General features: G+C 70.5%; 10 protein-coding genes. 4 read left to right on the top strand and 6 right to left on the bottom strand.

The features are described 5' to 3' along the window. Positions 1–101: 101 nt before the first annotated feature. Both pglZ and OHU34_RS29865 read right to left on the bottom strand, forming a co-directional pair. Positions 102–2,996, bottom strand: a complete 2,895-nt coding sequence (gene pglZ, locus OHU34_RS29870) for a BREX-2 system phosphatase PglZ (protein WP_405769192.1) — start codon at positions 2,994–2,996, stop codon at positions 102–104. Further along, positions 2,993–6,880: a phage resistance protein gene (locus OHU34_RS29865; protein WP_142263956.1), complete on the bottom strand. Its 3,888-nt coding sequence runs from the start codon at positions 6,878–6,880 to the stop codon at positions 2,993–2,995. Before OHU34_RS29865 ends, pglZ begins: the two co-directional genes overlap by 4 nt. Positions 6,881–7,226: 346 nt before the next feature. Here OHU34_RS29865 and OHU34_RS29860 point away from each other — a divergent pair, with 346 nt between their 5' ends. Both OHU34_RS29860 and OHU34_RS29855 read left to right on the top strand, forming a co-directional pair. Beyond that, positions 7,227–7,499, top strand: coding sequence for a type II toxin-antitoxin system Phd/YefM family antitoxin (locus OHU34_RS29860; RefSeq protein ID WP_067040800.1), 273 nt, complete (start codon positions 7,227–7,229; stop codon positions 7,497–7,499). Beyond that, positions 7,496–7,753, top strand: coding sequence for a Txe/YoeB family addiction module toxin (locus OHU34_RS29855; RefSeq protein WP_055511941.1), 258 nt, complete (start codon positions 7,496–7,498; stop codon positions 7,751–7,753). The genes OHU34_RS29860 and OHU34_RS29855 overlap by 4 nt, the downstream gene beginning before the upstream one ends. Before the next feature lie 35 nt (positions 7,754–7,788). Here OHU34_RS29855 and OHU34_RS29850 read toward each other — a convergent pair whose 3' ends face one another. Together OHU34_RS29850 and OHU34_RS29845 are read right to left on the bottom strand one after the other, a co-directional pair. Next, positions 7,789–9,915, bottom strand: a complete 2,127-nt coding sequence (locus OHU34_RS29850; RefSeq protein WP_405769186.1) for a tetratricopeptide repeat protein — start codon at positions 9,913–9,915, stop codon at positions 7,789–7,791. Next, positions 9,912–10,322, bottom strand: coding sequence for a hypothetical protein (locus tag OHU34_RS29845; protein ID WP_142263958.1), 411 nt, complete (start codon positions 10,320–10,322; stop codon positions 9,912–9,914). Before OHU34_RS29845 ends, OHU34_RS29850 begins: the two co-directional genes overlap by 4 nt. Positions 10,323–10,550: 228 nt before the next feature. Between OHU34_RS29845 and OHU34_RS29840 the strand changes: the two genes are divergently transcribed. Both OHU34_RS29840 and OHU34_RS29835 read left to right on the top strand, forming a co-directional pair. Continuing rightward, complete coding sequence (locus OHU34_RS29840; RefSeq protein WP_142263959.1) at positions 10,551–10,820, top strand: hypothetical protein; 270 nt, start codon at positions 10,551–10,553, stop codon at positions 10,818–10,820. Then, positions 10,813–11,451: a DUF6879 family protein gene (locus OHU34_RS29835; protein ID WP_405769182.1), complete on the top strand. Its 639-nt coding sequence runs from the start codon at positions 10,813–10,815 to the stop codon at positions 11,449–11,451. Before OHU34_RS29840 ends, OHU34_RS29835 begins: the two co-directional genes overlap by 8 nt. Positions 11,452–11,571: 120 nt before the next feature. On the opposite strand, the gene OHU34_RS29830 is transcribed toward OHU34_RS29835, so the two are convergent. After that, positions 11,572–12,447, bottom strand: a complete 876-nt coding sequence (locus OHU34_RS29830) for a hypothetical protein (protein WP_405769179.1) — start codon at positions 12,445–12,447, stop codon at positions 11,572–11,574. 402 nt (positions 12,448–12,849) lie between these two features. Then, positions 12,850–13,506: a bifunctional 2-polyprenyl-6-hydroxyphenol methylase/3-demethylubiquinol 3-O-methyltransferase UbiG gene (locus OHU34_RS29825; protein WP_142263962.1), complete on the bottom strand. Its 657-nt coding sequence runs from the start codon at positions 13,504–13,506 to the stop codon at positions 12,850–12,852. Positions 13,507–13,545: the final 39 nt, after the last annotated feature.

Raw genomic sequence — 13,545 nt, 5'->3', positions numbered from 1 at the left:
CAGCACCTCGCAGCCCACCGCTCGGCCCAGGACGCCACCAGATACAGCTCCGGGGTGCCTCGCCGCGAACGCCAGAGGCACCCCGAACACTGTCAACCTGCTCAGAGGGCGAACTGCTCACGCAGCAGCGCCTCGTGGAGCCGTAGCGTGCGCCCGTCCGGCAAGGTCTCCAGCACCTGTACGCCGTCGTAGTTGAGGAGCTGCCTCAGGACGGCGGCGAAGCCGTCGCCCCGGGCGGTGGGCATGCCCGCCCGCTGGGCGAGCGCGGTCACGGGCAATGTGCCACCCGCGTCGAGCAGGGCGGCGAGGGCCTTGTGGACCTGCTCCTGCTGCGGCTTGCGGGCCAGACCCTCGAGCTGGACCTGATACGTCTCCGAGTCGAGCAGCGCCGTGACGAGCGCCTCGGTCCGGGAGACGACGACCGGCGTGAGCAGGGCGTCGTCTCCTCCGGCGGTGAGCGCCACGTCGAAGAGCGCGTCGGGCAGCGTCCCGGGCTCGGGTTGCTTCTTCCGGGGTTTCGCCGCCCCTTTCTTCGGAGCCGCGCCGGCCGGCTGAGCCGAACGCTCGCCCGACACCGGCCTGCCCGTCTCCTTCGAAGCCCACCAGGGTGGCCGCTGGTCTCCCAACTCTCGCCACCCCTTGGGCGGTTCCGCCCCGAACGGCAGGAAGGCGAGCACCGGGATGGTGAACTCGGCGAGGGAGGCCCCGCCGTGGTAGCCGGCCTTGAGGGCGGTGTAGCGGGAGTCCGCGTCCCAGAGCGCGACGATGGACGCGCCGGGCTCGGGCCAGACCACACGCGGCCCGGACAGGGCGATCTCCCGTTCGCCGAGCGGGCCGCCGGGCAGGCGATGGCGCGCGGACGCGGGCTCGGTGGCCGCGTCGGCCTTCGTTCCGTGCCGGTCGACGACGTGGCCGTGGTCGCTGGTGACGATGACCGCCATGCCCTGGGCCGCCGCCACCCGGAGCAGATCGCGCAGGCCGGGTACGTCGCCGACCCGCCAGGCTCCGTCACCGAGCTTCTGTTCCTTGGCGAGGCGGTCGTCGATGGCGTTGAGGACGACGGCGACGTGAGTCCTGCCGTCGGTGAGCGCTTCTGTGAGGGCCGGGCCGAAGGTGTCGCCCGCTGTCTCGGTACGCAGGTCGTCCTTGTGGAAGACGGCGGCTGGTGCCCCGCTCCACAGCTTCAGCGCGGGGAAGATCCTCTTCTCGTCGGCCTGGGTGCCCTTCATCAGGGTGCCCGCGAAGAGCGATGTCCGGGACACGGCCGTCACGGTGGGGAGGGCGGCGGCCATCGCCCGCCGACGCGGGGTGTCATCGGCCAGCGGGTCGAACTCCGCCCAGGAGCGGCGCAGTTCCTCGCCGAGTTCGTTCGCTATGGGCGCGCTCATGCCGTCGAGCACGAGCAGCAGCACCCGCCGCTCCTCCCCGCGCCGGACGACGGGTCCGACCACCCGGTCGAGGAAGGTCTCGACGGTGAGCATGCCGCCGGGCCGGGTGCCGTCCTGTGTCCAGCCGGCCAGCGAGCGCGCGAAGGACGCGTCGATCTGCCGCCGCCGGTCCCTGACGCGCGTGCCGAGCGTGTCGTAGGCGGCCTTGAGGACGGGGTCCGGGTCGCCGCCGGCCTCGATGTGCTCCAGGGCGAGGTCGGCCCAGCCGGTCTCGGCGATGTGCCGCTGTATGGCGTCGGCGACGGTGGGGGCGTCGGCGGACGGGTCGGTGGCCAGCCAGAGGGCGAGGCGCTGCCCCATGCGGGCGCGTTCGATGCGGGCGGACTCCTCCGGGTCGGCGGCGAGCCGGTGGTCCGCGAGCAGTCGGACGGTCTCCGTGACCGCGGCCGCGTCGCCCGCCGCGAGGGCCTGGCCGACGGCGGTGAACCGGGCCTCCAGTCCGCCGCGCAGGACGGGGCTCGTCGCGACAGCCGCCTCCGCGCCGAACTGGCGGGCCAGAACGGCGGCTCGGTCGAGCACGATGCCGCTGGTGCGGCGCGCCTCGCGGGCCTGGTCGGCGTCGACGCCGCCGCCCCGGTGGCCGGCCGTCAGCAGCGCGCTCACGTACTCCTCGGCGGACCGGCCGAAGACGCCCACCAGAGCGTCGAGTTGTTCGCCGACGGCCGGGGGCTGATCGCCGAAGTAGCGTTCGGCACGGCCCCGGGCCTGATACGTCTCGGGGGCGGGCTCGGCGTGCTGCCACAGGGCCTCGCACACGAGGCCGAAGGCGGCGGCGTCCGCGCCGCGCTCGGCGTCGACGAGAGCGAGCAGGGCGCGTCCGGCGAGACCGGCCTGGTCCTCCTCGCCGAGGAAGGCGGTCATCCCGGCGCGCTCGGGACCCCGCAGGCCCGGCAGGCGCTCGGGGGCTCCGGGCCGGGTCGACCAGTGCAGCAGGGTCTGCGCGTCGAGCCGGTCCTCGCCCGGGCGCCGCGTGCCGCCCTCGATGTCGTAACGGCCGAGGCGCAGGCGTCGCTGGGCGAGCGCGGTGAGGGCGTACTGCCGGGACAGCCAGCCGCCGGGCACCGGCGGCCAGCCGCCGGGCGGGGTGGCGTCGAGCAGGGCTTCGGCGGCCCAGTTGACGTCCTTCAGGCGCGGGTCGATCTGCCGCGCGCCGAACGCCTCCCGCACGACGTCCCAGCTGTCGACCATGTCGATGCGCTGTTTGTGGACGCGTGCGGTGATCGCCGGGTCGAGTTCGTTCTGCTCGCGGTCGGTGAGGACGACCAGGACGGCGGGGCCGGGGCGTCGGCCCGTCAGGTGGTCGAGGACGAGTTCGTGGACGGCGAGCGGAGAGGGCGCCACCGCGACGCCGGCCGTCCGGCCCTCGCCCCAGCCGGGTTCGGCGGGCCCGTCCCACTGGGGCGCGGACCGCAGCAGCACGACCCGGCGCCTGCCCCCGCCGTCTCCGGTGAGGGAGGCGGCGAGGGAGGACTGCGAGGACAGGTACTGGGTGACGGTCGCGGTGTTCAGCCGGACGGCGCCCGGGACGGCGGCGACGGTGTCCGTCATTCGACGACCTTCCAGGTGATCTCGATGGTCGCGTCGGGGTGGCGGGCGGCCAGTTCGGACAGTTCCGCCTGGAGGTCGGCGGCGGCGCGTGCCACGGTCGTACGGCGGCCACCGGCCGTTCGCGCGGAGCCGCCGGAGGAAGCCGGTGTGGGGCTCTCCTGAGGGGCGTAGGGGATGCGCGGGTCGCTGGTCGGTGTATTCAGGGACAGGTCGTCGGCCGTGGGCTGCGGCGCGACGGGCGCGGGCGGCGGGGTGGCGGCGGCCTGGCTGCGCTTCACCAGGGCGACGACCTCGCGCTGGGTGCGGGCCAGGGCGTCGCGCAGGTCCGCGGTGCGCTGGTCGTCGCGGGCCACGTTGCGCAGCGAGTCGAGCAGTGCCGCGCCCTCGGGGCCGAGTCCGGCCGCGAGTTCGAGGGTGCTCCAGGGCGCGGAGGCGACGGCCTCCGCGACGCCGCGGGCCTGCTTGATGGAGGTGCCGTACCGGTCGGCGCTGGTCTCGCCCAGGTCGAAGGAGGCGAGGGCCTCCACGGTCTTCTTCGCCCCGGCCGCGCCCTTGCCGGCCTCCGCCGTGAGCGCGTCCAGCAGTTGCAGGGAGCGGCGGGCGAGGGCGAGTCGTCCGGTGTCGGCGGTCTGGTCGAGGCCGAGGAAGGAGGCGTGGGCCTCCAGCTGGTGCACCAGGTCCGCAGCGTGGTCCCGGTGGGCGCGGGCAGCCTCGATGATCTGGCGGGCGAACTGGTTGACCATCCGGCCGCGCCGCAGGGCGGGAGCCTTCTGCCCGAAGATCGTCTCGAAGCGCTGCCGTGCCGTGTCCCAGTCGGAGTCGGCGGGCAGCGGCTGGCTGCGCAGCGCGTCATGGTCCTTGATCGCGGACAGTTCGGGCGCGGGGTCCAGTACGGTGCCGCCGCGCACCCACACCCGGTCGTCCATCTCGGCGAAGGAGGCGACGACGAGCCGGGCGAGGAAGTCGGGCAGACCGCGCGGGTCGGGCTTGTCCGTCCAGTCGGTGAGGGTGATCAGGGACAGGTCCCCGGTGACCCCTTGGGCGCTGGCGAGCTGGCGGAAGTGGTCGGCCCAGTAGCGGGACAGCTCGAAGTACGCCTCCTTCTGCTGCCCGAGGCGCAGGGGTCCCGCGATCCGCTGCATGAGCTTGCGGTCGGTGGCCGGGACCTCCACCCGCCCGTCACGCGCTTCCGCGGCGGACCGGACGTGGGTGAACACCTTCTTGGTGTCGATCGACTTGACGGCGGTGCCGGTGGCGTCGGGGTCGAGGTCGGGGTGCGCCGGGTACTGGTGGGCGAGCAGCTTGCCCGCGACATGCCGGATGCCGTCGTGCAGGCTCTGCCCGAAGGACAGGGTGAGGCCGTCGACGTCGGGCAGCGGGACGAGGTGGTCGTCGAAGTCGGGGACGACGTCGGCTGCCTGCTTCTGGGCCAGCCCGTACGCCTGCTTGAAGGCGCCCTTGACCTGCTTGAGCAGAGCCTCGCGCTGGGTTTCGAGGAGGCCCTTGGCGCGGCTGCGGTTGTCGGCGTTGAGGTGGCCGGCGTACTGGGTGTCGAAGCGGTGCTCGTCGGCGAGGGCCTTGTCGATGACGACGAGACGCCGGAAGTCGGCGAAGCGCTGCGCGGACAGGTGGGCGGGCAGCCAGGCGACGATACGGGACCGCTCGCCCTGCTGGCGCTCGCGCAGCCGCTGGATGCGGTTGACGTCCTCGACCGGCCCCCACTCGCCCTCGTCGAAGGGGAGGTCTATGGCGATACGCCAGCGGCCGTCCTCCTGCGGCATCAGGTCGTGGTCGGGCAGCTCGTCCTCGTCGGCGACGTTGCCGAACACGATCTCGGCGGTGCGGGAGGTACCGCGCCAGCTGAAGCCGAGCTGGTCGCTCAACTGCCCGTGCTCGACACCCAGTTCCTCGGACAGCAGACGCCGGGCGAGGGCGACCCGGTTGCCGGGGTTGTCGTTGACCTGGGCGTTGGCGATGACGGAGTCCACGTCGACGCCGGACAGCTCCAGCCGTACGCCGGGGTTGGCGTCGGTGCCGGTCTCCTTGATCTCGGGGAACCGGGCCGCCCACTCGGCGACCTTGCTCTTGATGATGCCGACCTCGGCGCCCGGGATGGGCGCGAGGACCGACCCGTGATTGAGCGCGCCGAGCCGCCGGACGGTCAGCTCCGCCAAGGAGGGCACGCTGGGCGCGAGCGCCGACAGCAGCAGGGTGCACACGAGGCGGTTGTCGCCGACGAACATGCGGCAGCGGTTGAGGCGCTGCGGGTCGGTGATGGCCTCGGGCCGGTTGACGTACTGCTCGACGTCGTCCTCGGTGATGTCGTACGAGCTGAGGAGGTAGGGCCGAAGCTTGGTCCTGTAGAGCTTGTCGGCGGCCTCGAAGACGACCTTCAGGCTGTCGGTGAACGGCTTGTCGCCGCCCTTGGCGATCACCGGGTAGAGGTCGCCGACGGGGATGAGCTGCCCGAGCCGGATCTCGCCCCGGTGGTCGGCGAGGAGTTCGCCCATCAGCTTCAGACCGGTACGGGAACGCTGCAGCGCGGACGAGATGTGGACAAGGGTGTCCATGAACGCCGGCGAGAACGGGTACGTCAGCCGGAACGACTCCGCGTCCGCGCCGGTCGTGCCCTTCTCCGAACCGAGGAGGGTGTCCCAGACCTGCGTGCCGACCCGCTTGGTCTGCTCGAAGGCCGCGTCGATGAGCCGTTCCGCCTCGGCGTCCTTCGGCTTGAGGATGCGCGCGTGAGCGATCTGCGGGAGGTTGCGGTCCTCCAGGGTGATCTTGTCGAACCGGCCGGAGGCCAGGTTCAGGGTGTCCTGGATGGAGGCCTCCGCCGCGCCGGACACCTCTTCGCCGACGAGTTCACGCAGGTCGCGCTGGCGGGCGATGAACGACACGACGGGGATGGCGCGTCGGGCGTCGCCGCCCTCCACGAAGTTCGTGATCTTGCTGGCCTCGCGGGCCACGAACTTCTGCTCGTGGATGAGGGTCGCGAGCCAGAGGATCAGCTCGTCCAGGAACAGGATCAGGCCGTCGTAGCCGAGCGACTTGGCGTGCTCGGCGATGACGGACAGACCGGCGTCCAGGGAGATGAAGCCGTGCTCGTTCTCGGCGGCGTTCTTGGCGAAGCCGGGGAAGAGGTTCGTGCTGGCGTCGTTGACCAGCTTGGCGCGCAGTTCGGCGGGGGTGGAGGGGTTACGGAGGTTGAGCGGGGTGCCGCCCTCGTGGTTCTCCTCGGCGGCGAGGGCGGTGTCGAGGAGCTGCGGGGTCCAGGCGAAGCCCTCACCCCACTCGTCCGTCTCGCCGTCGCCCGCGTCGCCGCCGCCCAGGCCGCGGATGACAGCCTCGTCACCATAGGTGGCACGGTTGGCGCGGATGTCGGCGAAGAGGGAGTCGGTCCGGTACACCTGCGGGGTCGGCGCGTCCGGGTGCAGCTTCTTGACGTGCGTGACGTACCCGCCGAGCACCCGCTGTTCGAGGGCCTTCGCGCCGAGCATGTGGTACGGCACGAGCAGGAACCTCTTGCCGTCCGTGGTCAGCCACTCGTGCTTGGTCAGCACAGGGTCGAACTCGGTACGGGCACGGGCGGCCTGATCGCCGCTGAGCAGCGCGTAGAGCACGGCCATGAAGTGCGACTTACCGGAACCGAACGAGCCGTGCAGGTAGGCCGCCTTGGAGCGGTGCCCGTCGAGCGAGGACTTGATGAGCGCCAGCGCCTCGTCGAAGTTCTCCAGCAGCCGCTCGGTGACGACGTAGTCCTTGAGCGCGTTCTGAGCGCCTTCGGGTGTCGTCGCCTCGGCGAGCGACAGCACGAAGTCCGAGGTGGAGATGTTCTCTTTGATGTCGATGACATCGCGGAGGAGGGGCGGCTGCTGGGCCATTACCGGTCACGCTCTCCATCTGGTGGTCTCCGCCACCGCTCGTCCTCGATCGTGCGGGATGTCCGCTGCCTGTTCGGCCGACCAACGGGGACAGCGAAGCCGACCGACCACAGCGAAGGCGGGCCGCCGCCCACCCGCACCGGAAGCGTCCGGCCGCCGGGCAGGCGCTTACTCCCCCTTGCGCTGTATACCCGCCTTCATACCGATCGATCAACCGGCGGCCCTCGCACCCCTGGCCACCGGAACCAGATCGGGGCTACCGAAGGCGCCTCACTCCGCGACCCGTACCAGAACCTTGTACCATTGCAGTACCATTTTCCAGTACCACCAGGAGAGGGTGCCGCAGATGACCATAAGCGCCAGCGAGGCACGCAAGGATCTCTTCCCGCTCATCAAGCGCGTCAACGACGACCACACCCCCGTGCGCATCAGCTCCAAGAGCGGCGACGCGGTACTGATGTCCGCCGAGGACTACGACTCCTGGCAGGAGACCGTCTATCTGCTGCGCTCCCCCGCCAACGCGCGCAGCCTCATGGAAGCCGTCGCACGGGACAGGGCCGGCGAGGCCGTGGTCACCAGGACCATGGCAGAGCTGGAAGAGCTGGCGGGTGACGGGTGAGAAGCGTCCACTTCGACCCGGCCGGATGGGAGGACTTCCTGTTCTGGCTCGGCTCGGACCGCGCCATGGCCCGCAGGATCACCCGGCTGATCGCCGAGATCCAGCGCACCCCCTTCACCGGCATCGGCAAGCCGGAGCCTCTGAAGGGCGACCTGTCCGGCTACTGGTCACGCCGGATCGACGACGAGCACCGGCTCGTCTACCGGGTGGACGAGAAGGAAGTCAAGATCCTCAAGGCCCGCTACCACTACTGAGGCCACCGCTGCCCGTCGCGGCAAGAGCCGTCACGTCATCGGCCCGACCGGTACATGTCCAGGAGCCGCCGGCCCGCGACCGTGAAGGGGTGATCGGGGCCCAGGCCGCGTTCCCGTCGTGCGACGACGTCGGTCATCAGCTCGATCGCCTCCTCCACATGGCCGAGCGCGGCCCGGGTCCGGGAGAGGAGCTGCCGGGCGGCGAGCACGACCGGATGCTCGGGCCCGAAGCGCCGCGCGTACGTCTCGGCGACCTGCCGGATCTCACGGTCGGCCTCGTCGAAGCGGCCCAGGAGATGCAGCGCCCACGCGTGGTTGTGTCGGGCGCCCAGTGTCACGGTGTGGTCGGGGCCGAGGGACCGATCGCATTCCGACGGCAGCGTGAGCAGTGAGCCGCTGTCCTCGGTGACCACTTCGGCGGCGGGCAGCATCTCCAGCAGGCTGGCGCGGGCCCGCAGGGTCAGCGGATGCGCGGGGCCCAGCGCCGAACGGCGCCCGGCGACGGTGCCGCGGAGCAGCGCGACGGATTCCTCGCGTCTGCCGAGGTTCGCCAGCACGAGCTGGAGGCCGTAGCCGCTGTCCGTGGTGTCGGGGTCGTCGGGGCCGAACAGGCGCTCCTGGGCGTCCCGGACCGCGCGGAGCGCCGCTTCGGCTTCGGCGTACCTGCCCAGCCGGAACAGTGCCCGCCCCGCCCTGGAGCGGGCGGCGAGGACCGTCCGGTGGTCCGCGCCGAGGAGTCGCTGTGCGAGGTCCGCCGCGGTGCGGGCGGTCTCCCAGGCGGAGAGGTAGTCACCGGTCCGGTGCAGGGCGACCGACAGCCGGGTCGCGACGGCCAGGGCATGGGCGGCGAACGGCCCGCCGATGTGCCCCAGCAGGGCCAGCGCGTGCGGTACCAGCAGGCGCAGTCGCGGATCGTGCGGCCCCGCGTCGGGCACGGCGGGCACGGCCGCGTCGAGCAGCCGGACGGCTGTCATGTCGAGGGCGGGCACCAAATCCGCGGGGGTCGCCGCCGAGACGCTGTCGAGCAGGATGCCGTGACTCTGTACGCAGCGCGCGCCGGCGGCGTCGACCAGTTCGGACAGGGACTGGTCGAGGAGGGCTCTGAGGGCCGTCTCGGTTCGGGCACGAGGTAGTACGGCGCCGATGTCGGTGTGGTTGAGCAGAGTCAGCGGCAGCGGCTCGGCGGCGAACCGGGCGAGCAGTCTGAGCAGGGCCGCCGCTTCCGGCAGTCCGCGCGCCTCGAACGCGTCGAGGGTCAGCTGCCAGGTCAGGCCGACCAGATGCCGGGGGTCCGCTTCGGACAGCGCGTCGGCTCCCCGGTCGATCAGCTGGACCCGTTCGTCTCCGTCGAGCTGGTCCCCGTAGGCGTCCATCGTCCAGGGGTCGATGACCTGGTGGGAGAGGAAGCCGCCCGCCAGGGTGAGGGCGAGGGGCAGCCGCCCGAGCCGATCCGCGACCCGCGCCGCCTGCTCCGCCGTACCGCTGTGCGGGGCGAGATCGCGCAGCACGAGCGCGGCGTCCTCCCGCGGCAGTACGCCGACGTACTGCAGCTCGGCGCCGGGCCACCACCGGGCCGCCGCTCGCCGTGTGGTCACCAGGACGGTGCCGCGCGGGCTGGTGCGCAGCCAGTTGCCGTCCCGCAGGATCTCCGGCTCGTCGGTGTTGTCCAGGACCAGTAACCAGGGTTCGGCGGAACGGTCGAGATACGTCCAGGCGAGATCGGCGGCAGGTCTGAGGCCGTTGCGTGCGGCGAGCAGTTCGCCGTCGCCCGCCCCTCGGTCGGCGGCGACGGCGAGCATGCCGGCACGCAGGCTCGCCCGGTCGGAGGCGTTGACCCACAGGCCCACCCGGCCCCGTTCTCCGGTGACCTCCTGGAACAGGGCGCAGGCGACCGCCGTCTTGCCCGAGCCGCCCATGCCGTACAGCACGTAGACCTGCCCGCCACGCTCCGCCTCGACGCTCGCCCGCAGGCGCTCCATCACCTCACTGCGGTCGCGCAGCGCGACGGGGAGCCGGCCGACCGCCGGGCGACGCACCGAGTCCGGCCCGCCGAGTGCCGGCCCGTCCCCGCCGTAGTGGTGGTGTTCGCTGATGTGCTGGTCGCCCCGCGACTGGTAGACACGTCCCTGGTCCTCGGCGTGGCCGTCCGTCCCGCCCGTCATCGCTCTGCGATGTGCTGGTCACGTCCCGCTTGGTAGACCCGGGCCTGACCGGACGCGGTGGCGTGCTGGGTGATCTGCCGGGTGGCCGAGCCACCTGGATCGAGTTGGTCCAGCAGCGCGCGCATCTCCTCGACGGCGGCGGGCCGGGCCACGAGAAGCCGCCGCACCAACCCCTGCCACTGAAGGCGTAGTTCGTCCAGGGTCTCCTGGTCGTCGGCCGCCACGGCGGTCAGCACGTCCTCGCGGCCGGCCTCCAACTCGGCGGCGACGGTCTCGGCGCGCTCGGGTTGTGTCCGGCGCCAGAGCTGTGTGATCCCGTCACGCACACGGTGCCAGGCATCGGTCGCCATCAACGTGACCAACGTGGCCCCCGCGCTCTGCGCAAGCAGGGTCACTTCTGAGTCCACAGCCGCCCCTCCGTTCACCCGATTTTCCGACAGCACAGATGGAAAGTGCCACCTGTCAGGCGTTGACGTGATTTTCTTCCCGATCAATATCATTCCAGCCCTGAGCGACATGAGACAAGGAGGAATCAATCCTCGCCATTACCCCGATGGGGCGGCTCCAACACATCGTCAGGCGGGCAAGATGCACGCTACAGTGAGGCATCCCGACCGATCGAGGGGGCGACGGAAATGGCCAGGCCATGGGAAGCGGATCCGGACACGAGTTTCAAGCGGCGCCTGGGAAAAACACCCCAGGAACTCGGAAACACCACCGGAACTCCTGACTGCCCGGACATCTGGGAACTCACCAACGGCGACATCGCCGTCATCGGCCGGGACCTCACCCAGTCACTCGGCAGGAACCTGCCCGACGGGGTCTCGATCGGGTCGGACGAACGCCTCGTGGTCATCCCCAGGAACATGCTCATCGCGGCGAAGCCGGACATCCCCAGTGTTTGACTCCTTCCCCGGCGGTACCTCCGAACGCCTTGACCGCCCCACGTACCACGCGGACTTGGGCCGGCTCTACACCAACGGGATCGGCTTCCTCAACAAGCTCGAGCGCGGCCAGCACTTCAAGGAGCGTGGCTTCCCGAGCTGGGAGGCCTTCGCCGGCGGCGACTGGGAGAGGGCTCTGTCCCTGGCCGACGAGAGGCGCGAGGACTACGCCCGGGAAATCCGGCGGGCGTCGGAACTGGGCGTCACACACCGCCGCCTCCGTGTCGTGGAATTCCCGGTCACGCCGTATGTGCAATGGGAGTTGTTCGTCCTGCGCGTACGTGTGGACGTGGGCGATGACATCAAGGTTCTGGACGCTCGCGATATTTCGAACATCGAGCGGAGTCGCCCGGTTCCAGAGGTGGTGATTCTCGGCGATGTGGCCATGTATGAGGTCGTTTACGACGAGGACGGAAATGCGGCCGGAGCCAACCGCTACACGGACGGCTCACTGATCCGAGAAACGAACGCCGGATTCGATGCGCTTTATGAGCGCGGTGAGGGATTCCAGGATTTCTTCGACCGGGAGATCGTCACCCTGGCTCCGCCCCGGGTGTCCGGCGCTCAGACTGGTCTTCGCGGTTCGCGGTGATCAGGTAGGCGGGGTGCCGAGCGAGCCCTCATGCCAACAGATCTCCGCCCCCGGCGGCGATGACGAGAACGCACGCCGCCTCGGGCCACCCCTTCGGCATTCAGGAGGGCGCTCGCCCTGTCATGGCTGAGGTTCCTCCAGCTTGATGGCAGTGGTGTCCGCGCCGTGCTGGTCAGCGTGTGCTGTGGCGAAAGGTCCGTGGTCTTCCACGACTTCGCCCTCCACGACTTCCCCATCCATCACTCGGTGCGACGGCTCCGCCAGCGGCAGGCTGGAGAGATGCTTCTTGAGCCTCTTGGCCATCGGAAGGAAGGTCGCAAGAGTGAGCCCGCCGGAGACAACGGCCCCGACGAGAGGGATGGCCTTCGAGACGGCCTTCGCGAAGGACTGCTTCGTCATCTGGACGCCGAGGTAAGCCGCGACCTTTTTCACTATCGGGTAGATGACACCCTGGGTGAGTGCCTTCTGGGGCAGCTTCTTGGCTACTTGCTTCGACATCATCCCCGCGACCTTCCCCACGGCGGTGTTCGCCGACTGGGTGCCGAACATCACGCCGAAGAACAGCGTCAGCACCCCCATGGTCGCGTCATCGACGTCATCGCCGTCGTCGGAGAACAGGTCGGGCCAGCTGTAGAGGTAGGCGAGTTTCTGCGCGATACGCACCATGTGGCCGAAGTACTGGGCCAGGTCGGCGGGCACTGTGGCGGGAAGAGCGAGGACACCGGGGATCCCGGCAGCGGCGGAGAGAGCGCTGACCTTGCCGGTCTCGAAGCGGATGGAGTCGTTGGCCACCTTGTCGAGAACCTCGACAGGGATGCCCGCCGCAGCGGGGGTCTCTTCTATCGCTCTCCGGATGTCGTCCTCGGAGCAGTGCCGAGCCAGCGCACTTCGGAGGTACGTCTCCCTGTTGATACGCACGCCGGGAAGCTTCGCTGCCGCCAGCAGCACCGCGGAGAAGCGCGACTCGGGGTTCTCGATGTCTTTGCCCTGTTTCATGGCAGGAACTTACAGCAGCTCCGCGCTCCAAGGGCCGCACTGTGCCAGCTCCGTTGGGGCCTTGTTATGTGAGTGACAGTGGCGTGCGGGCTGGGTGCATCACGATGTCGATCGTCACTTGGGACAGCGACCGCCGTCGTGAATCGAGCGTCTCTGGGCGGACGTTGATCGCCGTGGCAGCCAGCGCATGCGCGGCACCCGGCGAGCAAGGCGCGAGGGCTGCTAAAAGTGCTGCGGAGGCGGACATGCACTGGGCCCTCGGCACATGCCACAGCGTCCCGCACTCGAAAGGGAGTTCACCATGCCCTTCATCTCAACCCCACACGGGGCCCGCCTCGCCCGCCGACTCCTCGGACGAGCCGTCGCGGATCGAAGCACGAAGACGCGCTCGCCCGTTGTCCGTCACGGAGCGACCGCGCGGACGAGGAGCGTCCCGATGTGCCTGGGGTGAGGCGCGCCGAGGACCCGCGCGTCGGCCGTGGCGAACCCGGCCCGGGTGAGTAGGCGCTCCCAGACGGCCGGGCGGTAGCTGTAGCGGTAGGTGAACATCGCCTTTCCGGCGAAACCTCCCTTGTACATGCCCTGCGGCCCGTATGCGCCGGGGATGGCCGGCGGCTGCGAGAACACGAAGACGCCGCCGGGCTTGAGCCGTTGGCGGACAAGGGGGAAGAGACGGCCCGGGTCTGTGAACCAGGCGGCTCCGAAGATCGAGTAGACCGCGTCGTACAGCTCCTCGTGCTCGCTCAGGTACTCCAGCACCTCGGAGCACACGAACTCCGCGCCGGTGCCGGCCCACTTCGTGGTGGTCTTCTCGACCATGACGGGAGACAGATCGACACCCCGAGCGGCGATGCCGCGCTCAGCAAGGTGGGCGAGGGTGCGGCCTGTGCCGCAGCCGATCTCCAGTACGGAGCGCGGGTCACCCAGCAGCTCCGGGCCGGGTCCGTGACCGGCGTACTGGGTCCAGCAGAAGCCCGGCTCCGCGTCTTCCTTGAAGGCGGAAGCGGCGAAGGTGTCCCACAGCTCCGTCTCGGCGGCGATGTCGTGTTGTGCGGGCAAGTCGATTCCTCTTCGCAAGGGCTGGCCCCTGTCCTTCTG

It is taken from the genome of Streptomyces sp. NBC_00080, assembly GCF_045041255.1.
Taxonomy (GTDB): Bacteria; Actinomycetota; Actinomycetes; order Streptomycetales; family Streptomycetaceae; genus Streptomyces; species Streptomyces coriariae.
This window is presented reverse-complemented; position numbering and strand designations above follow the sequence as displayed.

Bases quoted from the DNA above. Each gene is read 5' to 3' on its own strand.
- pglZ (WP_405769192.1), bottom strand. From the start codon at position 2,996: ATGACGGACACCGTCGCCGCCGTCCCGGGCGCCGTCCGGCTGAACACC.
- OHU34_RS29865 (WP_142263956.1), bottom strand. From the start codon at position 6,880: ATGGCCCAGCAGCCGCCCCTCCTCCGCGATGTCATCGACATCAAAGAG.
- OHU34_RS29860 (WP_067040800.1), top strand. From the start codon at position 7,227: ATGACCATAAGCGCCAGCGAGGCACGCAAGGATCTCTTCCCGCTCATC.
- OHU34_RS29850 (WP_405769186.1), bottom strand. From the start codon at position 9,915: ATGACGGGCGGGACGGACGGCCACGCCGAGGACCAGGGACGTGTCTAC.
- OHU34_RS29840 (WP_142263959.1), top strand. From the start codon at position 10,551: ATGGCCAGGCCATGGGAAGCGGATCCGGACACGAGTTTCAAGCGGCGC.
- OHU34_RS29830 (WP_405769179.1), bottom strand. From the start codon at position 12,447: ATGAAACAGGGCAAAGACATCGAGAACCCCGAGTCGCGCTTCTCCGCG.